Below are 23506 nucleotides of genomic sequence, written 5' to 3' on the forward strand. Positions count from 1 at the left end.
GGCGGGGCCTCCAGTGGGCGGTGGGTGTGTGGGTGGGCCCCGCCGTGGTGTGCGGGTGGTGGTTAGGGAGCGATGCCGGTGAGGTGGCGCCAGGTCTTGCTGTTGACGATCTGCGTGATTGTGGAGCGGCTGACGCCGTAGTCCTCAGCCAGGACTCGGTGCAGTTCCCCGCCGGCCGCGCGTTGGCGTATCTCGATGATCTTTGCGTCGGTCAGCTTGCTGGTTCCGCTGCGGCTGCCCCGGGCGTGCCGGTCCCGGCTGACCATGTCCGCAGAGTTGTCCGCCTTGGTACCGACGGACAGATGTGCTGGGTTGACGCAAGGCGGGTTGTCACAGGAGTGCCGGATCACCATGCCCTCGATGTCGACACCGGTGAGCATCAGCGACACCCTGTGCGCCTTGACGGTCGGCCCGGTACGGCGTCCCTCTGGGCGCATGACTCCATAGCCGTACGCGTTGACCGCAGCGGTCCACGGCCAGCACTCGCCCGGGCTACGCCTGTCGACCTTTGCCCAGAAGCGGTCGGCGAGCGTCTTCTTCGGTGGATCGTCGGTGGTACCGGTGCGCTTAAGGCGACTGTCGTGCATCTCGCAGAGACCGTTACGGCGGATCCGGCGTTCGCAGGTCGCAACGGAACACGTCTGGCTGCTGCCCTTGACGCCCCTCATGCGGCCACGGCCAGGGTCGGATCGGCGTAGCGGTCCATGTCCTCGCCGGTGATGGCCTCGACCAGTGCCGCAACGATCACCTCTGCGGCTGGCGGGGTGACGGCATTCCCCAGTTGCCGTACTTTCTCGCGCTTGGAGCCGAGGACGATGTAGTCGTCCGCGAAGCTCATGGCGCGGCCGATCTCGTGCGGCTCCAGCATTCGGAAGAGCACGTCGTCGAGGTTGACCTCGCCCCGGACAAGGGCGTACCGGTCGCGGGTCGAAAGGGCACCCATCGGCTGGGCGACGGTCCGGGCGACGCCGGTGTCGTAGTAGGGGATGAGCATGTGCTCGCTGGCGCTGGCCGGGGCGACGAGCCCGTGGTGGTTGCCGGACGCGGTGACCGTGGCGAGGGCGTCCGTGACCGGTCGGGCGACACTGCCGCCGCCCCGGAGCTCGGCGATGAACGGCAGCCACGCGAGGCCGGTCTCGTTCCGGGCGGTCTGGGTACGCAGCGGCCCGAGGGCGGACGCCGCCTCCTTCCCGTCCCGGCCCTCGACCGGAACGAGGAGCGGGGGCACGGCCAGGCCGTCGTTCTCCCGGGTTGTCCTCGTCGGCATCGGCTCCAGCACGGAGGAGGCGTCCGTCCGCCACGTCCCGCCAGCTGGGACCATCAACGGCATCGAGAACTTCTCCAGTCCGGCCTTGATGCGGGCGAGGGTCTTGTCTGCGAGGGGCTTGGTACGGTCGCCGATCCGCTGTCCGGGGATGGACCAGTCGATCGCGGCGAGCGCGGGGAGCGCCTCGGGCTCGACGACCGTGCGGCAGCTGGGGCAGCGGTAGAGGTATTGCTGCCGGTAGCGGCCCATGTCGCGGCCGGGCTGCTTGAACCACTGCACCGCCGAGACGTTGGCGTCGCAGGACGTGCACCAGGCGCGCGGCCGCAGCCACTTGTCCCAGTCCGGCGTCCGGCCCAGCGACTCGTGCCAGTAGGCGACGTACAGGCGGTCCCTCGACTGCGGGGCAGCGTGTACGGAGCGCGGGTTGGCGTGCATCGAGTTCAGGGCGATGATCCGCGTGCGGTAGCCCATCTTGTGGAGCTCGCCGAGCCACCGGTCCCAGTCCGTCCACTGCCGCACGTCGACGACGTTCTCCACGACGCCAGCTTTGACCAGGCCGCCGCGCTCGATGACGCCGCGCAGGTACAGCGGCACCTCCTCCATCAGCGCCCGGGACTCCTCCTCGCTGGTCGGCTCGCGCGGGTCCTCGTCGTCGCCGACGTGGTGGAACTTCCCGGCCTCCAGCTCGGCGTACAGCTCCAGCAGGTCGCCCTGCATCGCCTTGTCGAAGTCGCGGCGCTTGCCCTTGGCAATGGACCAGTTCGTGCACTCCGGGGATGCCCAGAAGATGTCGGTCACCGGCCACGCCCACACCGGGGCCTCGCGGATGTCGCCGCGGTAGTGAGAGGCGTCGGGGAAGTTCGCCTCGTGGGACTGGATCGCCCGCTCCCAGTGGTTCGCCGCCCGCTCGACCCGGATTCCGGGGACGGCGTGCATCCCCTGGGAGGAGCCGCCAGCGCCGCAGAACCAGTCCATGACCGTCAGCGCGTTGTCGTCGTTTCGGTACGCCATCAGGCGGCGCTCCTCTCGGTGGCCGTGTCAGGGTTCTGGTGCTTGAGCTCGTCGGTCCGGGCAGACAAGAGGTCGCCGAAGGTTGTCCAGGTGCCGTCAGGCCCTTGGACCCTGCGGGGGCCGAGGTTGCTCTCCAGGACCTTGGTGTGGATCTGGAGGAGGGCGATCGGGTTCTCCCAGCAGCGTTGGGTCTGCTCCCAGAGCTTGTCGAACAGCTCCTGGCTTCCCTGGGGGGCATCCGGCTCGGGCGAAGCGTGGGCGTCGGCGGGCGGCGCGGTGGGCTCGGAGTTCTGCTGGCTGCCGGGCTCCGGCTGTACGGGCGGGTCCTCGGGAAGCTTCGGTGCCTCGGCCGGCTTCATGTACGCCAGCGAACGGTTGACCACCGGGTCCAACGACCCGTTGTTGTAGAGCGACAGGCCGAACTGGTCGCCCATGTTCACCGCGGCGCGCTTGAGGGCCTGCGAGTCGGCCGTCTTCAGTGCCAGGTCGTGGGCATCGGCCAGCGAGGGCTGGTTCGTGGCGTCTCCGATGGCGGCGCCGTGCCAGTGGCCGAGTTCGACACCGTCGACCTTGACCGTCAGCTTGATCGCCACCCGGTAGACCACGGTGTAGCGGGTCTTGCTGTTCGGGCGGTCCGGCGGAGTGTCGATCTGGGCGACGAGCTCCATGCCCAGCAAGTCGGTGTCGAAGCCACCGAACCCGAACACGCGGATCAGATGCCGGCGGATGTCCCACGCTTCGACGTGGCTGAAGCCCTTGCCGTCGCGGCCGATGCGGTTCGCGTTGATGCCGGAGAGGAGGAAGCCGATCTGCTGCTCGTTGAGCCGCGCGGCGTGGTTTTGGGTGTGCGAGGTCGGGCCCTCCGCCGTGACGCTGGCGGGGGCCTCGGTGGCCGGGGCCATGAGGTCTCCTATGAGGTTGTGGCTGTACTGCAGCGGCAGGGGCCCGGTTGTCGGCGTCCAGGCCCGCTACCGCAGCCGGGCTACTTCGCCTTAGCGGTTCCGCTGACCTTGTGCTGCTCCAGCAGGTACGGGCCGGCGATCCGGGCGGGAGTGATCGTCCAGCCGTACTCTTCCGACCGCTCGGCGGCCGCGTCCTTCACCTGCTGGAGCAGCTCGGCGTCCGTCCGGACGTTCAGGTTGACGGTGTCGGCCGTCGCGCCGGAGTTCCGGGTGGCACGCACGGGCGCCGGAGGCACGTACGTGCCGGCCAGGAACTTCTCGAACGCCTCGTTGGCGTAGGCGGACAGCGACTTCGAGGTCAGCCGCTCCTTCAGGGCGTCCCGGACCGATCGGTTCATCGAGATCGACACGTTCCCGGCGCCGGTGCTGGCCGCGGGCTTCAGCAGCTGCCAGCCGCCGGGGGCGAGGAGGGCGTCGACCGTGTCGGCGATGAGCGGGTCGGTCGGGCGGAGCTTCTCGGACGCGACGATCAGGTGGGCGCGGACGGACTCGATGCTGGGGCGGGACACGGTGGGTCCTTTCGGCGGGCCCTGTCCGTACCGGGGGCGGGACGGCGGGCGCGTGGGGGCGGCGTGGGCCATGCCAGTGTCTCCCATCTTCCATTGCAGAAGCCATGGGCTATGGCTTCTCGGGATGTCGGACTGCGCGGTGCGGCCCGACAGGAATCACTCTACTCATAATCTCTTGCAATGCAATGGGTTATGAGTAGAGTGGGGGCACACCACAACGACGGGGGACACCGTGAAGCACACCAACCGCCAGCCCAGCCAGGTCACCCGCGAAGACCTGTGCAAGGCGATTGCCCGCCGCCACGTCGTCACCATCACCTACATCGACCGCACGGGCACCGAGTCGGTCCGCACCATCGAGCCCTACGACATCCGCACCACCAAGAAGGGCGCCATCCAGGTACGCGCCATGTGCCGCCTCCGGGAAGTGGCCCGCTCCTTCGACCTCGACCGCATCGCCTCGTACACCCTCCACCGCATCCCCGCCATCCTGGAGCGCGAAGAGGCCACCACCGTCGACGGCCACAGCACCCCCGCCCGCACCCCGGCCCAGCTCATCGCCCGCGAACTCGGCCGTGACGAAGCCCCCCGCTACCGTCGGATTACCCAGAGCCGCCTTGCGGCCGTCGCCTAGGAGGCCCCGTGCTTCGTTCATACGACGAGGACCCCTTCGGCCCGTACGACTTCGTCGAAGTCTCCGACCGCTGCGCTGGCGCTGAGGGGGACTGCTCCTGGGGGCGCTGCAACCAGCGTCAGAGCACCTGCCAGTGCTGCTGTCCCAACTGCGCCGGAGATGACCTCGGCACCTGGGGATACGACGGCCCACACTGACCGCACACGACGAAGGCCACCGCCCCGAACCGGGTTGGTGGCCTTCAAAGTTCACAAATATTGCGCACGCGCAGCTTAGCCCAGGTCCTCGCCAGCGCGCTACCGGTTCACCCCCGCGGGGAGCGGCTCCGCGTCGACCGCGCGCCGCAGCTGCTCCATCCGCGTCGGCAGCGGAGACCATCCGTACCGGCCAGCCATCACCAGGTTCAACGCGGTCACGCCCTTTGTGTACGCCACCCGCACACCTCCCGGCAGCAGCGTCACCCCGGGCGGACCGGACTTCGACGCGCGCAACGTCACCCACAACGCGGACCGGCCACCCTCCAACGGCAACGCCTCCACCACCCGCTCGCGGGCCTCCAGCCACTGCCGCACCGCCACCCGCGTGCCCTCCCGCAGCGCGTACCACTCCACCTCTGGCAGCGGCTCCAGCTCGTCCATCGCCGCCAGCACCCGCTGCCGTGTCGCCTCCGACCGCTGCTCCAGCCGCCCCGCCCGGATCTCCCGAACCGCCGACGGGTGCACCTCGGCCAGCGCGGCGATCTCGTCCGTCCGGTCCGCCGGCGCCCGCTGCTGTCGCCGCCGCACACCCACCGCCGACAGGTCCTTCGACAGGTCGTCCAGCCGGAGCGCGGCAAGCTCCCCCGACCGCGTCCCGGCGTCAAGCACGATCCCGACCATCGCCAGCACCCGGGCCCGCTCGTCGCCAGACATCCCGATCCCGTCCCGCGCGAGGGGCCCCGCGGCCGCCAGGTCCGCCAGACCCCGATACAGCGCCGCCCGGTCCCGCGCCGGCACCGTCGCCTTCAGCTCCGGCTGATCCACCACCGGCAGCAGCACCGCGCGGTCGGGCACGACCAGATCGGCGAGGATCCCGAGGACGTCCCGCACAATCCGCTGGGTCGCCAACGGCAGCGGCCTCCCCACATCCTCCGCCCGCGCCCGCAGCTCGCCAGCGACCGCAAGGTCCCAGAACGCACGCAGCGCAGGCCTGGTGAAGAGCTGCGTCGCCGACCGCCGGGCCCGGTCCGGAACCTCGTCCCGTACGACGGCCCGGTCCCACATTCCCACGACCATCCACAGCTGGTCGGCCCGCTGCCGCGACACCTGCAGCAGGATCCCACCCACCGTCGGCACAGGGTCCCGCGCGTTCCACCGCTCCCGATCCCGCGGTGCGACCCGCTCAACGACAGCGGCGAGCTGTCGCACCGATACTGCGGCATACGACCTGGTCGTCACCGCCGGCTCGACGTTCCGGCTCGCAGAGCCAGCACTTGCCGAGTCTCCGTCACAACCTTGTTCAGGGCTTCGACGGCGTAGCGCCGGAGGGTTTTCTGATAGCAGCGCTTACACGGCTTGCTCGGGTTGCCCGCCGACTTCCCGTGCTTGCACGTCGCTTTGATGCCCGCCCTGATCACCTGGAGAACGTCCTCGTTCGTGGCCTCCTCGTGCGGCAGATTGTCTGCTCGCCCCAGTTCCAGCTTGTCGGCAAGGGCCTCTCCGCCGGGCGACAGCGGTGTCTTAAGGGCCAGCTGCTGGGGGCAGTGCTGCTTCAGGTGCTGGAGGACGAGGGTGGCGATCCCACGGCCGCGGTACTCCGGCTTCAGGTAGATCAGCTCCACGGAGTACCCCGCAGGATCCAGGGAGAAGAAGCCAATGTTGTGGTCGTCGCAACGAATGAAGCTGGTGAGCAGATACCCGGCGGCCGCGTTGCCGAACGCCAGCTCACCGATCCGGTCGAACTCTTCCAGCAGGAAGTTGGTGTACATCCCCAACAGGTCGTCGACGTCTTCCGCGCGCTCCGTGACGAAGACGTCCAGCGTGATGCCCTGCTCAAGAACGGTCATGAGGCTCCCCCTCGTGAACGACGGCCAGGTGGCCCAGGAGCACATTGTGCCGCCTCCAGCAGGTGGGGTTGATCACAGCCCGATGTTGATCAGCGCGTTGTCGTCCTCGCCCCACCGGTCAACGATCTGCATGTACCCGTGCAGAACCTTGCTGTTCGGCTTGTGCCCCGTGATCTGGGCGATCGCCTTCGGGTCCTTCTTCGCCCGCCGCGCCTCGGTGGCCATGCCGGAGCGGACCGAGTGGCCGGTGAACAGGACGGGAATCCGGGCCCGAGCACCGGCGGCGGTGATGATGTCGCCGACCCTCGCCGGGGTGATGCCCTTGGGCTGGACGGTGCCGCTGGCGTGGATGGCGCGGAAGGCGTGCCGTTCCGGGTCGGTGAGCTGCGCGCGGGCGACCCACGCCTTCCAGGCCCGCACGGGGCAGGTCTCCGGGTTCGTCCCGTACGGCACGGGGACGGTCCGCGGGTCGGTCTTGGAGACCATCACGGACACCAGCAACCCGTTCCCGTCGGGGTCCTCGACGACGTTCCGCAGCCGCAAGCCGGCGAGCTCGGCCCGGCGCGCGGCGATGGCGAACCCGATTAGCAGCATTGCGCGGTCCCGCACGCCGAAGATGTCGTCGGAGCACTTCCCCACGATCAGCCGCAGCGAGTCGATCCGCATGGCTGGCGCCTTACCGCGGCCGCGTGCGGGCTCCTCGTTCTCCTCGGCCTGGCGTCGGTAGTCCTTCAGCATCTCCCGGGCGGCCTTGGTGTCGTCGGGGTCGATGACGACGCCGTAATCCTGTCGCAGGGTGACCGTGACCCCGGCGAGCTTTCGGTCGATGGTGGAGTAGGCCCGCTTCTCCCGGTTCCATAGGTAGTCGACGAAGGCGCGCAGTGTGCCGCGGGTAGCGGCGGTGGGCGGGACCTGGAGCTGGGCGCAGAACTTCGTCCAGGTCTTCCAGTCCGCTCGGTAGGCGAGGACGGTGTTCTCAGGGCGTTGCTCGGCGGCGTGGCCGTCTGAGGCCGCATCCAGGGCCGCGAGCCGCGCGCGAAGGTCGTCGTCGAACTCGGCGGGCAGGAGAGGCCGTTTGGTGTGGCCGACGGAGGCCGGGAGACGGGCGCTCACGGACGCCAATCCGGCTGATAGTCCGAATGGTCGGCGTACACGGCGGCCAGGGCCGACAGGATGGGCGAGTCGTCGGACCGGGGGTCCCAGCCGCCCATCATGCGGCGACGCTCGGCGGCGTAGCGTTCGTGCTGCTTGATGATCTGCCGCTTGGCTTCGACCTCGGCCAACACCCGCGCGGGGCTGTGGCGGGCGATGTGCTGGGCGTCCTCCACAGGAACGAAGGCGATGGCCTGCTCGGCGTCGTAGCTGTACCAGCCGCTATTGGCGGCGCGAGCGGCCTGCTCGTCTTCGTCGAGACGGGCGCGAAGGAATGCGATCAGGTCGGTGCTCAACGGGTCTCCCCTATCGGATCCTGACTAGCGATATGTGAGCTTATCGCGCATCAGACCCCATGATCCCCCTGGCCGCGACATACTCGACGGGTGACTGACACTCCTGAGCGCAAGCCGAAGACCACCCTCGACGCCCCAGTCGGATCCGTCGACCTTGCAGCTTTCGCCGACGACGGCACCGCGTACGAAATCTTCGCGTGCCACTACTGCCTGCCGTGGCACGCTGAAGTCGTAGTGGTGGAAGGGGAGATCCTGGTCCGCGAGTGGCATGCAGTCGACTGCCAGGACTTTCAGGAGCTGATCGACGGAGACTGAGGCTGGCTCGCTCCACGGAGGGAACATTATCTGGAGCGTGACGGATCAGTGCCCCCGAACAGGCCCGTCAGGACACAAGAAAGGAGAAGCCGTTGAGATATCAACGACTTCTCCTGGATCGATCCTAAGCACAGAGAGGCGGTCGGGAAGGGGCGACGCCGGACCTACGAGACGCCCTCCCTATGGACTTTCCCCGCCACCTCTTCCCACGCGGAAGGCCCGAACACGGTCTCGATCTCAAATCCGGAAGCGTCCTCGCGCCAGATCACGAGAGACCCGCTGGCTTGGATGGCGTACGTGAAGCGACGGCCGCCCGGGCCCGTATCGCCGAACTCTCGCACGCGCGATGGCATCTGGTCCCGGACTGCGTGTGGCACGGTGGCTGGAAGCGTTGTCACGTGAACGGTCACGCCCCGGACTCTATGGCCTGCCGCAAGCGGAGCTTGGCATCGACATCCGGCTCTGCCGCGTCGTCAGTGCTCACAGCCAGTGGTGTGAAAGCGGGTGCTCCGCTGGCAGTTGGCAGAAGTTGTCGCCGCGCTCCGCAGAGCACATGTCCTCGTGAGTCCACTCTCGGCTGCCTGCCTCCGTCCACCGCAGCCACCAATGCGTCTGATCCGTCTGAGTGTGATCCTGGGATTGCCCCAACGCGACATGGCCACCGTTGTGGCCGTCCTCCAGGACGCACTCCAACTCCGGCTCCGCCTGAAAGGCTCCGTCCGGGAGCTCTTCCAGGTGCGCCACTTCCTGAGGCGTCAGAACGATCGCTTCGGCCGAGCACCAGACCACGGAGCCCCCTTGGGGAGTACTGACGTTGACGCTCGACCGTACAGGAGGCCGCTGACAACGGCCTCCTGCCGCGAAGCACCCGTCATTCCGTGGGTGGCGTCAGATACGCAGGGTCCCGAAGCTCAATGTCGTTGACGCTGATGCCCTTCTCCTGAGCCAGGCGATGGAGCTGCGCGTTACGCATGTAGAGCGGTGCCTCGGTGTCCACGAACTCGCCCAGGTACTCGCCCGTGTTCCGGTTGAAGGTGAGCATCCGCGTGGCCGCGTTGCTCTCCCAGATCCCCACCCGGTCGGCAACGAACCCCGTGCCCGCGACTGCCTCGCCCGCCCGGGCCTTGCATCGTTCCAGGAACTCACCGGAAGGGCGGGACGTCCCTTCGTGAAAGAGGGCGATGAGTGCTGCGAGCTCGATGTCGTCTCGCTCCGCCGTGATGCCGGCTGCGTGGAGGGCGGCCAGAGCCTTGTCGAAGGTCTCGGCCGGACCGTAGAGCGTCACCCTGACTGTTCCGCGTACGTCGTCCATGACGAGACCCTACCTGGGCTGGAAGCGTGGTGGGTGGGAAGCGGGCGGAGCCATGATCGCAGCTCGACTCCCTTATTTAGTGTGAGAACTCGTAGGACAAGGACCGTGCGCCGAAGTGCCCTTCAGGGCCTACTCGGTGGTGTCGTCGGTGATGAGGCCCAAGGCCGCGAGGGTGGTGAGCAGGTTGGTGAGCGCGGTGCCGTCAGATCGTGAGCCAGCGACGGTCTGCGGCGTGGTGGCGCCGGCGGCTTCGATGGCCGCGACCCGTGAGAGCAGGTCGTTTCCCTGGGCCAGCGGGTAGAACTGACCGCCAGCCCACGCGCGGTCTCCGTGAGGGTCGGCGGCCGCTGCGTGCGCGGCGATCTTCTCGAGCGCCCCGGCCGGGGTCTCGGCGTCGGTTGCGGGCGGTCCCTGTGGTCCTTCCGGTCCGGGCGGGCCCTGCTCGCCGCGGGGCCCTGGGACGGTGACGTAGTAGGCCCGGCTGGGGGCGACTTGGTCGACGTCGCCGAGGTCGACTTCGGTCTGGGTTGCGGAGAGGCTGATGTAGAAGCGGCGGGGGCCGGCGCCTTCGAGGGAGATGGTCACCTGCCAGACCCACTCGGCCGGGTTGGCGCCGGGGATGTCGCATGCCAGGAGGGGGACGCCGGGGGTGCCGTCGGTGTCGACGAGGCGGCCGGCGTCGTCGAGGGTGTAGAGGCCGCGGCCGGAGAAGACGATGCCGTGCTCGGGCAGGGCGATGGCGGGAGCGACGGGGACGAACTCCACGGTGCCGCGTGCCGGGTCGCCGCCAGCAGGGGCGGCGGCTGCGTAGGTGACGAGGACGGTGGGGATCCCGGGCGGGAACGGCACGGTGGTCTCCTAGTAGCGGCGGCGGTCGGGGGCGAGGGCGGCGAGTTCGCGTAGGACGGTGCGCTTCTGGTCGCCGGGCGGGGTTTCGGGCAGTCCTGCGGGGGCGGTGCAGGTGTAGCGGGGGGCGGCCGGGTCGAATCCGGGGGCGGGGGCGCAGGTGTAGGTGACGCCTTGTGGGTCGGTGTAGGTCCAGCCGGCGGGTGGGCGGCCGTCGGTGCCGTCTCGTCCGGGCGTACCGTCTTGGCCGTTGCTGCCGTCTGCGCCGTCCTTTCCGGGTGCGCCGGCGGGCCCGGTCGGTCCTGCCGGGCCCGAGGGTCCGGCGGGACCGGTGGCGCCGTCGATGCCGTTGCTGCCGTCTGCGCCGTCCTCGCCGTCCTGTCCGGGTGCTCCGTCGGTGCCCGGGCGGCCGGTGGGCCCGGAGGGGCCCGGGGAGGGTGAGGGGGCGTTCGTCCCGGGGTCGCCCTTGTCTCCCTTGTCGCCCTTCGGGCCGGGGATCGGGACAGGGACGGTGGACCGGTCGGGCAGGTCGTCTACGGCGGCGGTCGGGTCGGGGGCGACTGGTGTCTTGCCGTCCGACTTGAGCTGTGTGCGGAGCTTGCGGACGTCGGTGGCCAGGGTTGCCACCGCGTTACCGCGCAGGTCGGCCTCGACGGCTAGCTCGGCGGCTCTACGGTCTGAGCTGTCGACCCTGGCCCACAGGACGGCGGCGATCCCGAAGAGCGCGACGAGGGCACACAGGGTGGCGACGCCGCGCCAGCGGGCGGCGAGGAACCGCTGGGTGCGGCTCATCCGGAATCTCCTCCGAGTCGGGTGATGATCAGGCGTAGGCGGGCGATCTCCGCCTGGTCGGCGGCCCGCGCGGCGGCGGCCTCAGCCAGCGCCGCGTCCTTGGAGACGAGCGAGCCACGGAGCTCGACGTTCTCTTCCTTCAGGAGCGCCCGCTCCTCCTTCAAGCTGCTGCGTTCCTCCTGCAGCTCGTCGGTCAGCGTGCTCAGGCTGCTTAGGGACAGCTCCCCGCGCTTGCCCACGTAAGCCACCACGGCGGTGGCCAGCACGCCGGCGAAAGCCACGAGGGCTCCCACCAGCGTGACGGTGGTCGGGTCCATTCACGGGGTCCAGTCCATGTGCGTGGGGGGAGGTGAGGTCAGGCCGTCGGCAGGGGCAGCTTGGGCGGGGTCTTGGCGGTGACCTGCGTGCGGTCCCACATGCCGACGGCGATGGTGACCGCTGTCATGACGACGGCCTGCTTGTCGGCGGACCAGTCGAGTCCGAGGCCGATACCGAGGGCGAGCGCGGCCTGGGCGAAGCCGATGATGGCGGCGCCGAGGCCGTCGTGGACGGCGAGGGCGATGAGGATGCCCATGCCGGCGGCCGCAACAGCGTTGACGGTGGCCTGCATCTCCGGGGAGACCTGGACGCCGAATGCCGAGATGAGCTTGACGACGATGGCGAAGAGGGACAGCCAGGCGGCCGGCTCGCGGCCGAGGAACAGCGGGGTACGCACGAAGGGCTCCTTCGAGGGGTGAGGTGAGGGTGGCACGCTGGTTAAAGCTGCTTGGGGACCTTGAGGGCGTCCCAGGACTTCTTGCCGGGGATGCCGTCGGCGGCCGTGCCGGTGTAGCCGAGCTTGCGCTGCCACTTCGCATAGGCGGCCTTGTCGGCGTTGGTCCAGCTCGGGCCGGGGCCCTGGGAGTAGGCGGAGCAGCCCTCGGCGACGAGGCGGCGGCCCATCGCGGTGATGATCGGGGACCTGCGGCCGGGGCTGAAGAACTCGGCGCCCGGGAACGGCTCGTTGGCGGGCTGTGCGGGCTTCGGCTTGCTGGGGAGGGTGCCGAGGAGCTTCTTCAGGCTGGCCTCCCCCGGCACGCCGTCGGCGGCCTTGCCGCTGTGGCCGAGGGACTTCTGGAAGTCGGCGTAGTTGCGGGTGTCGGCGTCGGACCAGGTCGGGCCGGGGCCGGACGTGTAGTGCTTGCCGAAGCCCTTGGCGACGAGGGCCTTGCCGACGCGGGTGACGTGGTCGCCCTTCGCGCCGTAGCCGTACGCCAGGCCGTTGATGGTGGCCTGGTAGCGGGCGGGGGACGTTGTGCCGGTGCCGGTGGACGGCTTGCTGGGCGCCGTCCCTCCTCCAGTGCTGCCGCCGCTGGTCTGCGCCTTGCCGGGGACGATCGTGGTGTCGATGGCGCCCGGGTCCCAGTGGTCGTTTCCGGGGACCTGGCAGTGGCCGTAGTGGCCGCCCATGGTCTGCCAGGTGGTGCGGTCGCGCTTCGTCGGGCTGGATGCGGTCGCGGCGAGCTTTCCGGCCGGCCAGACGTCGGGGATGCCGTGGGCGCGCATGGCGGCGATGAGCTTGCGGTAGTTCGGCTTCTTCGCGGGGTCAAAACCGTTCGTCCACGGGTCCCGGGCCCGGCCGAGGACCTCGACCTGGATGTTGACCTTGCCCTCGCGGTTGGTGCGGCGGGAGCCGTCGTTGCGCAGCGCGCGGCCGGACTGGGTGAGCGGGCCGAACTGGCCGAGGAGGTCGGAGGCGGGGTCGTAGATGACCTGGGGCTCAGCGCCGACGCGGATGAGGTAGGCGGCGATGGAGTAGAAGTACGACTTGCCGGCCGGGGACTCGGTGGTGTGCCAAGTCGCGCGGGGCGGATTGTTCGGGGTGTCCATGGCGCCGCCGATGGACTGGTCGCCGAAGCGGACGACGCCGTCGATGTACGCGGTGGCCGGGGGCGCCGCGGCGGCGCGGGCGGCAACGGCCGTCGGCGGCTTCTGTACGGCCGGGGCGTTGGTGGGGACGTACACGTCGAGGTCGCCGTCGTCACGCAGGACCATGAACGCGCCCGGCTGGCGAGGGTGGTCCTTGACCCACCGCTCGGTGGTCTCGAGCGCTGCGATGGCCCTGACCTCGTTGACGTGTGCCTGGTCGACGGTGCCGAGGTACGTGCTGGACGCGGTGTGGGTGTCGCGGTCAACGTGGTCGACGGCGACGTGGAAGGTGTTCACGGGAAGGGTGCTCCTTGTCCCCATGCCAGTGGTCTGGTCTCTCGCACCTGCGTGGTGCGGTCCCTCGGGGATGGAGCGGAAGCGGGGCGGAGGGTCGCCCTGCTGTTCAGCGTAGGGGCGGGGCGGGGAATCGTTCCCCCTGCCCCGCCTGGCGTCAGACGGCGCGGGCCAGTGGGTAGTCGGAGGCGAGGCCGATGTCCTGGACTTCGATCCATGCGGGGTTGGAGGCGTTGGCGACGATCTTGACGTTTCCGGTACCGGCGTTGCGGAGGACGGTGCCGATGAGCACGGCCGAAATGTTCGAGCCGGTGGTGTTGATGACGTCCTGCGCCATGTCCATCAGGACGTGCTGGTTGGCGACGGGGATCTGGTGGGTGTTGATGGAGTCGACGAGGGAGACTCCGGCGCCGCCGATGGAGCCGCGCCAGACTCGGCAGCGGGCGATGTCGTTGGCGACCGTGGAGAGGAGCAGGCCGTGGTAGGTGATTCGGTAGGCGCGGCCGGTCTCGAAGGTGATGGAAGGCGTGGTGATCGTCGCGATCTCAGCGGTGGTGGTGCTCGCCGAGTCGGTCTGGATCGCCGTGAACTTCTTGAATCCCTTGCCCTGGTCGACGCCGCCGACGCGGATGCGTGAGGCGATCTCGAGGTCGCCGTTCATCTGGAGCTTGGGGGCGGAGCCGCGTTCGGCGAGCAGGTTGATGATCACGCCTTCGTCGAGCGTTGAGTCGATCTCCCCGCTCATCAGGGTGAGCATCGTGTATGGAGTGCCGGACATGGGTGCTGCGCTGTAGCTGACCGAGCCGGAGACGTCGACGATGCCAGGGATGACCGGCTGGAACTGCAGCTGCCCGCCGTTCAGGAAGGAGGCGACGTTCTGGGGGAAGTCGAAGTTGCGGGTCCAGAAGCCTCCTGGCTGTCCTGGGACGGTAAGACGGATTTCGGCAATCAGTTCTCCGTCTGCGTCGTACAGGCGGTATCCGTCAGGGTCGATCTCCACCACGACGTCGCCAGCGTCGTTACGGATGACGATCACGTTGTCCGGGGTGAGTTCGATGCGGCGCCCGGTGGCCGCCGTACGGACTGTGGCGCCAGTGATGACCTTGCCGTCGATGGCGTCGGCGGCGAGCTTGGTGCCGGTGATGATGCCGTCGGCGACGTCGTCGGCGACGATCATGGCGGGGGCGATCGGCCCGTTCTGGGTGGAGGGGGCGGATGCGGTTCCGGAGGTGGTGCGGGTGAGGAGTCGTACGTAGACCGGGGTGGTGGTCGGTATGACGACGATGGCGCCCTGCGCGGTCTCGATGGTGCCGACGAGGGTGGCGGCGGTCGGGGTGAACCCGGAGGAGGCTGCGGCGTGGACCTCGACGCGGGCGAAGTCCAGGGGCACGCCGGTGCCGCCGATGAGCTGGCCGTCCCATTCGGCTGCGACGCCGCCGATGACGGAGGCGACGAGCGGTGCGGTGGGTTCGGCGGGGGTGGGTCCGTTGACGACGTTGACGGCGGTGGTGCCGTCGCCCTGCTGGCCGACGAGGGCGCGCAGGCTTCCGGCGTCGTCGCGGACTTCGAGGGCCGTGTCGTCGATCGAGGCCGCGCCAAGGCGGGAGGACCGTTCGACGGCGGCGAGGCGGGCCTTGATGCGCTCGATTTCGGTGCCGAGGTCGGTCACGTGGTGCCTCCGTACTGGTAGGAGTCTGCGGGTGCGAGCTGGACAGTGGCCTGGGGGCCGCCGGGGCTGTCGGGGCGGGTGGTCCAGCCGGTGATGCGGCACCAGCCGGTGTAGGACGCCCAGGCGTTGTGGATGCGGACGTGGATGTCGTCGCCGACCTGCCAGGAGCCGAGGGGCGCGGCGCGGTGGTCGCGGACGACGATCTCGGCGACGGTGCCCAGTTTCTGGCGGCGGGTGCGTTCGCGGGCCGCGCGGGCGGCGAGGACGTCGTTGGCCTTAATGTCGGGCAGGTCGAGGACGTGCTCCAGGCGAAGCCGGCCGTCGCGTACCGCGCTGGTCTGGCGGCGTTTGGCGGAGCCGTCGCCTTGGCCGGAGGCGATGACGACCTGGGCGTAGTCGTCGCCGGCCAGGACGATTTCGGGGTCGTCGAGCACGTTGACGCCGGTGGCGAAGCTGATGTCGGTGCGGCGGGCGCCAAGGCGGGGCCAGCCGATCCGGATCCGCTTCACGACCTCGGTCTTTGTGCTGTTCCAGGTGGTGGTGCAGGTGTAGTCGGGGGTGGCGTCGCCGTCGGCCATTTCGTCGAAGCGTTCGCCGAGGTTCGGTGTCTCCCAGGCGTTCATCTTGTACTGGTCGGCGGGGGTGCCGACGGTGGAGCTGGAGGTGGTGGAGTCGACGAGGACGTTGATGTTGCCGTCGAGGACGGACTGGGCGTAGGCCCAGATGTCGCGCATGACCTTGGTGCGGTCGGCGTAGGTGTAGGGGCCGCGGCCGCCCAGGTTGCCGTGGAGGTCGTGGCGGCGGTGGGCGTAGGACGACCAGGAGGCGGCCTCGATGGCGAGGACGTTGCCCTTGGGGCGGGCGTCCCAGATGAGGCCGCCCCACGTGATCTGGCCGGCTTCCTCGACGTAGATGCAGGTGGTGCCGGGGTCGACGAGGCGTACGGACTGCGGGGCGAGCTTGGGGGTGAGGGTTCCGGTGAGGGTTCCGGGCCCGTTGAGGTCGGGCCCGTAGGCGAGGTCCTGGAGAGGAAGGGTGTGGGTGAGCCACTCCCCCGTGAGGACGTGCTGGGTGAGGATCCGCCGGTCGCCGCTCACCTGGGGAACTCTTGGAATTCGATGTTGGCGATGAGGGTGGAGGCGGTGTCGACGAGCATCGTGCCGGTGTTTCCGAGGAAGCAGCGGGCGCGGGCGCGCAGGAGCTGGCTGGTGCCTCGGTAGCCGGCGGGGATGGTGAGGGTGTCGCCCATGATGTGGGTGTAGCGGCGGACGTTCGACTGATTGTCGTCGACTTGTACGGCTTCGACGACGAGGGAGGCGCCGAAGGTCGCGGAGATGTCTCCGTAGACGGCGCCGGCGGACAGTCGCAGGCCGCCGATGTCGTAGCGGATGCGGGCGACGGAGGCCCAGGAGGGGACGTCGACGCTCCAGCCGGCCGCGGTGGAGAAGTAGGAGTAGGTGCTGGCGGTGCCGCCGATGGCGGTGGAGGCGCTGGCGGGGGTCTGGGTGGCCAGGCGGGTTTCGCGGCGGGGGTTGGCCATCCCCCGGACGTCTTTGACCATCGCGTTGGTGATCGTGGCGGTGGAGGCGGGGATGTCGATGCGGGCGAGGGGGATGCCGGTGCGGCCGTCGGGGATCGCGGTGGCGGAGCTGGAGACGTTGGGGATGACCTGGAAGTAGCAGACGGGGTCGACGGCCGGGTCGAGGGTGCCTTCGTACTGGGGGTCTTCGACGCGGATGATGACGAGGTCGGAGCGGGGCGACCCGGCGGTGGGGGCGATGGAGACGGTGGCGGCGCCGACGTTGCAGACGGCGTAGCTGCCTTGGAAGGTGTTGGCGCGGCCGCGGACGATGCCGGAGCCGTCGCCAATCTGGACGCCGCCGCCGGGGGTGGACAGTTGAGCGACCTTGAGGTCGTCGCCCTGGGTGATGCCTTCGGAGCCGAGGCTGAGGTCGCGGACGAGCATGCGGAAGACCTCGGCGGGGTGGGTGGCGCCGTTGACGAGGATCGGCGCGGGGAAGAGGGCCATGGTCGCGTGTCTCCTCAGAGGGCGGTGTAGGCGTCGCGCCAGGTCAGGCGCAGGCGGGCGGTGTTGGTGGAGTCGAAGGCGGTCCAGCGCATCTCGGACTGGCCGGGCGGCAGGGAGAACTGGTCGATTCGGGAGGCCGGTGCGAGGGCGGAGAGGGCGTTGCCGCCGGTTTCGCGGGTGACGGTGCGGTAGCCGGGCCGGGTGTCGATGTCGACCCACTGGCCGGCGGTGAGGGCGAGGGTGGGGAGCTGGAGGGTGCGGCCGGTGGGGACGTGGGTGACGGTGACCTGCGTGCACGGGCCGGTGATCCGGATGATCGGCCATGTGTCGGTGGTGCCGGCGTTGGTGACCCAGCCGGGCCGGTCGGCGGCGACGGTGCCGTCCTGGACGTAGACGGGGGCGATGACCGGGGCGGCGAACCCGCCGCCGGTGAGCCAACCGAGGGGGATCTCTTCGACGGTCTCGGTGTCGGCGTACCAGAGCGGGTCGGTGGCAAGGAATTCGATGTCGAGGGGGATGAAGCCGTGCTTGGACTGGGTGACGTCGGGGTCGAGGCGGCGCAGGCGGCCGAAAAGCCTCTTGGTCGGGCGGCCCTGCCAGGCGATGCGCAGGGACTGGGTGGTGCCCGCCGTCAGGCGTACGGCCGCGGCGTGGGCGGGCTGCTGGAGGGCGGCGAGGACGTCGAGAGCGGCGGCCCGGTCGCCGGGGGTACGGATCGCGGCGTCGATCTGCACGGGGCGCGCGGCGTAGTAGTCCGGGCCGGGCCAGGCGCCGTCGAGGGACGGCTGGTCGGCGTCGTTGTCGCGGACGGGCGGCCGGCCGAGGCCGATGATGTCGCGGACCTGGACGTCGGTGTCGGCGCCGATGACGACGCCGGCGAGGTCGAGCTGCCCGTTGATGAGGGTCGGGTCGGTCATCGGTGTGCCACTCCCCCTCGGCGGGCCCGGCGGGCCTGCCGCTCGAACGTCGACTGGATCTCTGCGGCGCTCGCGCCGGGGTATGTCGCCTGGATCGGCACGTTGTAGGTGTCGCCTGCCTCGCGGACGACGACGACCTGCTGTCCGGCGCGGGCGTCGACGAGGCCGAGACCGTGGCGGCGGGCGGCTTCGGCGAGGACCGGCAGCGCGCGGGCCCGCTTGTGGGAGCCGAGGGGCACGTACGCTTCGCCGCCGGTGGAGGGTTCGGCGAAGGTGACGGCTCCGGCGCGGGTTGCGTAGATGCCTTCGCGGATGCCGCCGTTGGCGTAGGAGAGGCCCTTGTTTGCGCGGGCCAGGTCGGCGAGGAGCCGGGTGGCGCGGGTGCCGAGGGCGGTCTTGAGCTGGGCGTTCGCCTTGTTGGCGAGGTTGATGATCTCGTCCTCGCCGAGGCCGGTGACGTTGGCGACGTCGTGGATGCCGGTCTTGGACGTCCTCACCGCGGCGATGATCTGCAGGAGGGTGGCGAGTTCGTCCTGGGAGAGCTGGGCCTGGTTGGTCTTGGCCGCCCGGTTCGCGGAGTCGGCCTTCGCCTTGTCCTTGACGGCGTCGGCCGCGAGCTTGACGGCGGCGTCGTCGCCCTGGGCGGCGAGCATGCCGGCGAGGTCGCCGTAGCCCATGGCGGCGAGCTTGGCGAGGTTTTTCTGGAAGTCGCCGTTGGTCTTGTTCGCCTTGTTGAGCTGGGAGGTGAAGTCGGCGAGGGAGGCCTTGGCGGTCGGGCCGAGCTTGCGCAGGTTCGCCACGATCTCGTCGAACTGCTTCTTGGTGGCCCCGGCGAGGGCGGCGACCATCTGGGCGCCTTCTTCTCCGAGGTCGCGGAGCATGCCGACGATGTCCGCGCCGCCCCGGGAGGCGATCTTCTTGAGGTTCGCTTCCCAGGCGTTGTTGGCCTTGACGGCGTCCTTGAGGGTCTTGGACCAGTCGGTGAGGGAGAACACCTGCCGGTAGCGCTGCTCGGCCTTCGTCGCGGCCTCGGTGGCGGTGGTGAGGGTGCGGCGGGAGACGGCGACCTGCCGCTCGGCGGCCTCGATCTCCGCGCGTGAGGAGCGGCGGTCGCTGCGGACGCTGCGGAGCCTGGCCTCCGCGATACGGAGCCGGTCGACGGCGTTCGCGCGCGCCCGTAGCGCCTTGTTGTAGTCGTCGCGGGTGATGGGCTGGTGTGCGGCGCCGTACCGGTCCTGGACGGCGCCGACGTCGCGCCGCAGGGTGTTGGGGGCGGTAGGGGTGTAGACGAAACCGCCGGACGCGAACGCGCGCGGCGCCCCAGCACCGGGGACGGCGGGGACGGTGCCGCCTTCGGCGAACCGCATGCTGGTGCCGTAGCGGCCCCAGGCGTTGAGGGCCTTGATGATGCCGGGGCCGCCCAGGCCGGAGAGCGCGCCGAGCTGGCGGACGGTCTCGGGGACGAGGACGCCTTCGCCCGGGGAGAGGATCGCGGGCACGGTGTCGCGGCGCGGGGCGTAGCCGGGGACGAACAGGCCGTTCGCCGCGCGGGCGATGCCGCCGTGGGCGAACTTTGACACGTTGCCCTCGCCCTGCTGGGGGCGGCCGAGTTCGTTGGTGGTGATGGTGCGCCGGTAGGTGGTGATGGTGATGGTGCGGTCTTCCAGGGCGTCGCGGGCCGCCTTGACCTGCCCGAGGCCGCTCAGGGCGTTGCCGACGAGGGCGCTCACCGAGATCTCGCCGTTGGGGAGCCGCTCGGTGCGGTAGCCGAGGTCGCCGAGGAGGGACATGGCCTCCGACGTGAGCGCGGAGACCTTGACCTCCTTGGCGCCGGGGGTCTCCTCGATCTTCTTGATGACCTCGTTGAGGCCGGCGAGCGCGTCGTCGCGGTCCATCTGGACCTTGGTTGCGACCTCTGTCGGGATGGTCAGGAGTGACTTGGCGAGCTGCTCGGCCTGGGGCCGGGTCAGTCCCATGGCCTGCCCGAGTTCGATGATCTGGCTGCGGCCGCGGCCGTAGATGGCGTTGACCTCGGACCAGGGGGCGTTGGCCGTGCGAGCTGCGTTCGCGGCCTCGTCGGTCTTGGTGGCCAGGTTCTGCAGGGCAGTCGAGGCGTCGCGGGCCTTCTGGCTGTTCAGGTCGAGCGTGCCGCCGGTCATGGTGAGCGCGCCGGCGTTCTTCTTCGCGGCTTCGGCGGCGTCGTCGATGGCCTGCTCGAAGCCGATCATGCCGCCGAGCGCTGCGCGGTTGGTGTCGTTGAGGGCCTGCACGGACTGCCGCAGGGCGTCCGCGCTGACTTTCTGTGCGTCCAGCTTGGCCTTGGTGTCCAGGGCCTGGCGGCCGAAGGTGCCCATGCCGGCGGCGGCGAGCTGCTGCTCGGCCTTGAGGTCGGCGAGCGCTGCCTGGTAGCTGGGCATCACGGCTTTGACGTCCTGAAGGCTGACGCCCTGCCGCTTCGCCGCGTCGGTGATCGCGTTGAAGGAGGCGGCGGCGACGTCGGCTTGGCCGGAGGTCGCGAGGTTGGCGAAGGACTTGTCGAGGGCGGCGAAGTCTTCCTTGAGCGCGTTGACGGACTCCTTGCCGTCCCGGATGTCGCGGAGCTTGTCGCCGAGCCACTCGCCGAAGTCGTCCAGGAGCGGGACGCGGCCCAGTCCTGTGGCGCCGCCCTCTTCCATCTCCTCGAGTTTCTTGGATTCCTTCCTGAACTCGCGCAGCTTGGTGACGAGGTTGTCGAGGCCGCCGAACGTCTTGTGGAGCTCGCCGGTGGCCTTGCCGCTGAGGGCGAGGTTTTTCAGGCTCGTGGTGAGGCGGTCGACGTCCGGCGGCGCGCCGCGCGAGGCCTTGGCGAGGGCGTTGATGGCGAGGGCGGCGCCGGCGAGGACGCCGAGGCCGATGGTGAGGCGCTGCATGCGGGTCAGCTGCTGGGTGACGCCTGCGATGGCGGAGGCGACGCCGCCGAAGCGGGCGGCCCGGACGAAGCTGCTGATGGCACCGGTGACCACGGCGAGGACGCCTGCGACGGCGGCCAGTCCGGCGCCCGCGAGCTGGACGGCCTTGAACGCGAAGGCGAGCTGCAGCAGCAGGGCGAGGGTGTCGACGGGGATGGCGTTGACCAGGCGGGCGAGGGCGTTGACGACGGTGAGCATCCCGATGCCTGCCTCGGCTGCGGCGGCCCCGACCCGCGCGACGACGCGGATCAGTTCGCGCAGGGTGTCGGCGACCTGCGGGGCGACCTTGCGGGCGTAGTCGAGGAACTCGCGGACGTCGGAGCCGCCGTCGCCGCTCTTCAGGGCACGGGTGAAGTGGACGATGCCGGTGGTGGCCTTGCTCAGGGTGCTGATGGTGAAGGTGGTGAAGTCCTCCATGAACTTGTCGAACTCGCTGGTCTGCATGCCGCCGGCGAGGACGTCAAGGAAGTGGGAGGTCTCGTTGGCGACGCCGCGGACGAGGGGGCTGGCCTTGCCCAGAGACTGGGAGAACAGGCCCATGGTCTTGATGGCCACGGGCATGGTGTCGCCGGCGAGGCCGTCGGACCACGCCTTGTACTCGTCGGTGAGGTTCTCGTAGGCGGCCGCGGCCTCCCGGGTGGCGGGCGGCATCTTCTTCAGGATCCGGGCCCGGGCGAGGTCGGCCTCGGCGGCTTCGGTGGAGGTGGCGCCGTACTCGGCGACGGCGTCCTCGTACTTCGTCTGGGCCTCAGCCGCGTCGCTCATGGCCTTGATCTGGCCTGCGATGGCGGCACCGAACACGCCGAGGCCCACACCGGCAGCGGTGAGGCCGGCGGCGATCGGCACAAGGGTGGAGGCGATCGGGGCGAGCGCGGTCGCGAGGAGACCGGCGACGATCAGAAGGTTCTTCTTCGACGCGGCGGCGGACGCGGTCGCAGAGCTGGCGCCGGCCATCCGGTCCTGAATCTGGTCGAGGTGGCCGTTGACGGTGCCAAGGACGGATCCGAGGTCGCGGCTGGTGTTGGTGAAGGCTGCGGCGCGCGCGTCGAGCGTCGCGAGGTGGCCTTCCGCGGTACGGGCGCTCAGCCCGAGGAGTTCGACGTCGCCGGCGGCGGCGCGGGCGCGGTCGCCGAGGCGGTCGAACGCCGACGCGGTCCGCAGCGCACGGCGCCGCAGGACGGCCAGGGACCGGGCGGTGTCGTTCGCGGCCAGGTCGACGGCGCGCAGCGCCTGGACTGCTTCGCCGGACTGGTCGTCGAGGCGGATCGCGATACGGATGTCGTTGGAGAGGCCGTCGAGACGGCGTTCGACGTTACCGATCTCGCGGGCGAGGTCCCGCATGCGGCGGGCGGCCCGGTTGGTTCCGCCGATCAGCCCGCCGAGGCGCTCGCGGTTCAGGTCCCGTACCGCCCCCTGTGCGGTACGGGTGGCGTCGGCGAGGTCCCGGGCGTTGCGGGCGTTGTCGCGGAGCGCGCGGGCGAGGTGGCTGCCGCGGCCGCGGAGGTCGACCGACAGGTTCCACTGGGCCACCGGGGCCACCTCCCTCTACTCGTCTTCGTCGTCTTCGTGGCGCCTGCGCCGCAGCAGGCTCTTTTGTGCGTCGAGCGCGGCTTTCACGGAGGCGGGCAGGAGCCCGACCTTGAGGCCGTGCGGGTCGGTGCCGGAACGCTGGAGCTCGTCCTGCTTGTCGGCGATGACCTGGCAGCCGACGCACCGCTGCACGGTGACCTCGTAGGCGTCTTCCTCGCCGTCGTGGCCGTGGTCCCACTCGTCGTAGCGGGTGCGGCAGGAGGGGCAGAGGCTGGCCTGGTAGTCGAGGTAGGCGCGGGCCTTCTCCCGGTCGCGGGCGGTCCACCGGCCGTCGCCGCCGAGGAACTGCGAGTGGGGTATCCCCCACCGGTCGCATAGCTCAAGGTCGGCGCGCAGACGCTCGTCATGGATCAGCCTTTTCCCAGGTCAGACCTGACGTGGTTCTGTACGTTCCAGGCGGTCATGAAGAGCTGGGTGGCTTCCCCGGTGCCCCAGCTTTCGAGGAAGTGGGCCGCGTCCTCGGGGGTGAGTCCGTCGAGAGAGGACTGGGAGACGAGCTCGGGTCCGATGGTGTCGAGGTTGATGGCCTGGTCGTCTTCGGCCTGCTTCTCCGTCGGCGGGTGTGCTTCCTTCAGTGCCTGGAAGGCGGGGCTGGGCAGGGCCTGGAAGGTGAGGACGATCGCCGCCTCGTCGAATGCGGCCTGCGCGGCCTCGAGCGCTTGGGCGGTGGTCTTCTGGGAGTCCTCGTTGCCGTACGCCACGGCGGTGTCGTGCTCGGTCTTGGCCTGGGCGAGGTTCTGGCGGACGGTGGCGTCGTCGCAGATCGTCAGCGTCTGGGTGGCCGGCTTTCGGGCGCGGAGCCGTTCCAGCTTGGCGGCCCAGTGCGGGTCGCGGGCGACGGCGGCCGGCGGCGGGGTGGTGGTGGTGTCGGTGGTCTTCGGCATGGGGTTCTCCGGTGGGAAGGGGGGAGGGGCCTGGCCGGGCGCCCGCGGGGCGCCCCTTCCCGAACGCTCCGGGGCGGCCCAGCCAGGGGCATGAGGGGCGGGCGCGCGGGTTACGGGGAGGCCGGGA

Annotated in this window: 23 protein-coding genes; 2 read left to right on the forward strand and 21 right to left on the reverse strand. The window is 70.1% G+C overall.

Annotated features, from left to right (window positions below; translation table 11 throughout):
* Positions 1-62 precede the first annotated feature (62 nt).
* The 4 genes from ACF08F_RS34850 to ACF08F_RS34865 form a co-directional block, all read right to left on the reverse strand.
* Positions 63-668, reverse strand: coding sequence for an HNH endonuclease (locus tag ACF08F_RS34850; RefSeq protein WP_392302553.1), 606 nt, complete (start codon positions 666-668; stop codon positions 63-65).
* Positions 665-2278, reverse strand: coding sequence for a DNA cytosine methyltransferase (locus ACF08F_RS34855; RefSeq protein ID WP_392302554.1), 1614 nt, complete (start codon positions 2276-2278; stop codon positions 665-667). Before ACF08F_RS34855 ends, ACF08F_RS34850 begins: the two co-directional genes overlap by 4 nt.
* Positions 2278-3180: a Rad52/Rad22 family DNA repair protein gene (locus ACF08F_RS34860; RefSeq protein WP_392302555.1), complete on the reverse strand. Its 903-nt coding sequence runs from the start codon at positions 3178-3180 to the stop codon at positions 2278-2280. The genes ACF08F_RS34855 and ACF08F_RS34860 overlap by 1 nt, the downstream gene beginning before the upstream one ends.
* A gap of 80 nt (positions 3181-3260) precedes the next feature.
* Positions 3261-3749, reverse strand: coding sequence for a hypothetical protein (locus ACF08F_RS34865; RefSeq protein WP_392302556.1), 489 nt, complete (start codon positions 3747-3749; stop codon positions 3261-3263).
* A gap of 232 nt (positions 3750-3981) precedes the next feature.
* Here ACF08F_RS34865 and ACF08F_RS34870 point away from each other — a divergent pair, with 232 nt between their 5' ends.
* Positions 3982-4383: a WYL domain-containing protein gene (locus tag ACF08F_RS34870; RefSeq protein ID WP_392302557.1), complete on the forward strand. Its 402-nt coding sequence runs from the start codon at positions 3982-3984 to the stop codon at positions 4381-4383.
* Positions 4384-4679: 296 nt separating this feature from the next.
* Here the strand turns inward: ACF08F_RS34870 and ACF08F_RS34875 are convergent, their stop codons facing one another.
* The 4 genes from ACF08F_RS34875 to ACF08F_RS34890 form a co-directional block, all read right to left on the reverse strand.
* On the reverse strand, positions 4680-5708 hold the full coding sequence (locus ACF08F_RS34875) for a hypothetical protein (RefSeq protein WP_392302558.1): 1029 nt from the start codon (positions 5706-5708) through the stop codon (positions 4680-4682).
* A gap of 107 nt (positions 5709-5815) precedes the next feature.
* Positions 5816-6427: a GNAT family N-acetyltransferase gene (locus tag ACF08F_RS34880; RefSeq protein ID WP_392302559.1), complete on the reverse strand. Its 612-nt coding sequence runs from the start codon at positions 6425-6427 to the stop codon at positions 5816-5818.
* Between the two features lie 72 nt (positions 6428-6499).
* Positions 6500-7540, reverse strand: a complete 1041-nt coding sequence (locus ACF08F_RS34885) for a tyrosine-type recombinase/integrase (protein ID WP_392302560.1) — start codon at positions 7538-7540, stop codon at positions 6500-6502.
* A complete protein-coding gene (locus ACF08F_RS34890) occupies positions 7537-7875 on the reverse strand; it encodes a DUF6221 family protein (RefSeq protein ID WP_392302561.1) in 339 nt (112 codons plus the stop codon). Before ACF08F_RS34890 ends, ACF08F_RS34885 begins: the two co-directional genes overlap by 4 nt.
* 90 nt (positions 7876-7965) lie before the next feature.
* Between ACF08F_RS34890 and ACF08F_RS34895 the strand changes: the two genes are divergently transcribed.
* Positions 7966-8190, forward strand: coding sequence for a hypothetical protein (locus ACF08F_RS34895; RefSeq protein ID WP_392302562.1), 225 nt, complete (start codon positions 7966-7968; stop codon positions 8188-8190).
* Positions 8191-9061: 871 nt separating this feature from the next.
* Here the strand turns inward: ACF08F_RS34895 and ACF08F_RS34900 are convergent.
* From ACF08F_RS34900 to ACF08F_RS34960, 13 genes are all read right to left on the reverse strand, one after another.
* Positions 9062-9502, reverse strand: a complete 441-nt coding sequence (locus ACF08F_RS34900) for a hypothetical protein (protein WP_392302563.1) — start codon at positions 9500-9502, stop codon at positions 9062-9064.
* Between the two features lie 129 nt (positions 9503-9631).
* Entirely contained in the window at positions 9632-10351 is a 720-nt protein-coding gene (locus ACF08F_RS34905; protein ID WP_392302564.1) for a hypothetical protein, read from the reverse strand.
* Positions 10352-10360: 9 nt separating this feature from the next.
* Positions 10361-11140, reverse strand: a complete 780-nt coding sequence (locus tag ACF08F_RS34910; RefSeq protein WP_392302565.1) for a collagen-like protein — start codon at positions 11138-11140, stop codon at positions 10361-10363.
* Positions 11137-11457 (reverse strand): hypothetical protein, encoded by a 321-nt coding sequence (locus ACF08F_RS34915; protein WP_392302566.1) that lies wholly within the window; start codon positions 11455-11457, stop codon positions 11137-11139. Before ACF08F_RS34915 ends, ACF08F_RS34910 begins: the two co-directional genes overlap by 4 nt.
* Before the next feature lie 38 nt (positions 11458-11495).
* The gene (locus ACF08F_RS34920; RefSeq protein ID WP_392302567.1) at positions 11496-11855 is read right to left on the reverse strand and encodes a hypothetical protein; all 360 of its coding nucleotides are present in this window, start codon (positions 11853-11855) and stop codon (positions 11496-11498) included.
* Between the two features lie 41 nt (positions 11856-11896).
* Entirely contained in the window at positions 11897-13369 is a 1473-nt protein-coding gene (locus tag ACF08F_RS34925; RefSeq protein ID WP_392302568.1) for a peptidoglycan-binding protein, read from the reverse strand.
* A 130-nt stretch (positions 13370-13499) separates the two neighbouring features.
* Positions 13500-15011 carry a hypothetical protein gene (locus ACF08F_RS34930; RefSeq protein WP_392302569.1) on the reverse strand — a complete coding sequence of 504 codons (1512 nt, stop codon included), beginning with the start codon at positions 15009-15011 and terminating at the stop codon, positions 13500-13502.
* Positions 15008-16108 (reverse strand): hypothetical protein, encoded by a 1101-nt coding sequence (locus ACF08F_RS34935; protein ID WP_392302570.1) that lies wholly within the window; start codon positions 16106-16108, stop codon positions 15008-15010. The genes ACF08F_RS34930 and ACF08F_RS34935 overlap by 4 nt, the downstream gene beginning before the upstream one ends.
* Entirely contained in the window at positions 16105-17040 is a 936-nt protein-coding gene (locus ACF08F_RS34940) for a hypothetical protein (protein ID WP_392302571.1), read from the reverse strand. The genes ACF08F_RS34935 and ACF08F_RS34940 overlap by 4 nt, the downstream gene beginning before the upstream one ends.
* A 14-nt stretch (positions 17041-17054) precedes the next feature.
* Positions 17055-17957, reverse strand: coding sequence for a phage distal tail protein (locus ACF08F_RS34945; RefSeq protein ID WP_392302572.1), 903 nt, complete (start codon positions 17955-17957; stop codon positions 17055-17057).
* Positions 17954-22435, reverse strand: coding sequence for a hypothetical protein (locus ACF08F_RS34950; RefSeq protein ID WP_392302573.1), 4482 nt, complete (start codon positions 22433-22435; stop codon positions 17954-17956). The genes ACF08F_RS34945 and ACF08F_RS34950 overlap by 4 nt, the downstream gene beginning before the upstream one ends.
* A gap of 15 nt (positions 22436-22450) precedes the next feature.
* A complete protein-coding gene (locus tag ACF08F_RS34955; RefSeq protein ID WP_392302574.1) occupies positions 22451-22627 on the reverse strand; it encodes a hypothetical protein in 177 nt (58 codons plus the stop codon).
* Between the two features lie 218 nt (positions 22628-22845).
* Complete coding sequence (locus ACF08F_RS34960) at positions 22846-23379, reverse strand: hypothetical protein (RefSeq protein WP_392302575.1); 534 nt, start codon at positions 23377-23379, stop codon at positions 22846-22848.
* Positions 23380-23506: the final 127 nt, after the last annotated feature.

It is taken from the genome of Streptomyces sp. NPDC015130 (assembly GCF_043080005.1).
Taxonomy (GTDB): Bacteria; Actinomycetota; Actinomycetes; order Streptomycetales; family Streptomycetaceae; genus Streptomyces.

Coding starts and splice junctions, on each gene's coding strand:
- ACF08F_RS34850 (WP_392302553.1), bottom strand. CDS start 668: ATGAGGGGCGTCAAGGGCAGCAGCCAGACGTGTTCCGTTGCGACCTGC.
- ACF08F_RS34855 (WP_392302554.1), bottom strand. CDS start 2,278: ATGGCGTACCGAAACGACGACAACGCGCTGACGGTCATGGACTGGTTC.
- ACF08F_RS34860 (WP_392302555.1), bottom strand. CDS start 3,180: ATGGCCCCGGCCACCGAGGCCCCCGCCAGCGTCACGGCGGAGGGCCCG.
- ACF08F_RS34880 (WP_392302559.1), bottom strand. CDS start 6,427: ATGACCGTTCTTGAGCAGGGCATCACGCTGGACGTCTTCGTCACGGAG.
- ACF08F_RS34900 (WP_392302563.1), bottom strand. CDS start 9,502: ATGGACGACGTACGCGGAACAGTCAGGGTGACGCTCTACGGTCCGGCC.
- ACF08F_RS34910 (WP_392302565.1), bottom strand. CDS start 11,140: ATGAGCCGCACCCAGCGGTTCCTCGCCGCCCGCTGGCGCGGCGTCGCC.
- ACF08F_RS34915 (WP_392302566.1), bottom strand. CDS start 11,457: ATGGACCCGACCACCGTCACGCTGGTGGGAGCCCTCGTGGCTTTCGCC.
- ACF08F_RS34925 (WP_392302568.1), bottom strand. CDS start 13,369: ATGGGGACAAGGAGCACCCTTCCCGTGAACACCTTCCACGTCGCCGTC.
- ACF08F_RS34940 (WP_392302571.1), bottom strand. CDS start 17,040: ATGGCCCTCTTCCCCGCGCCGATCCTCGTCAACGGCGCCACCCACCCC.
- ACF08F_RS34945 (WP_392302572.1), bottom strand. CDS start 17,957: ATGACCGACCCGACCCTCATCAACGGGCAGCTCGACCTCGCCGGCGTC.
- ACF08F_RS34960 (WP_392302575.1), bottom strand. CDS start 23,379: ATGCCGAAGACCACCGACACCACCACCACCCCGCCGCCGGCCGCCGTC.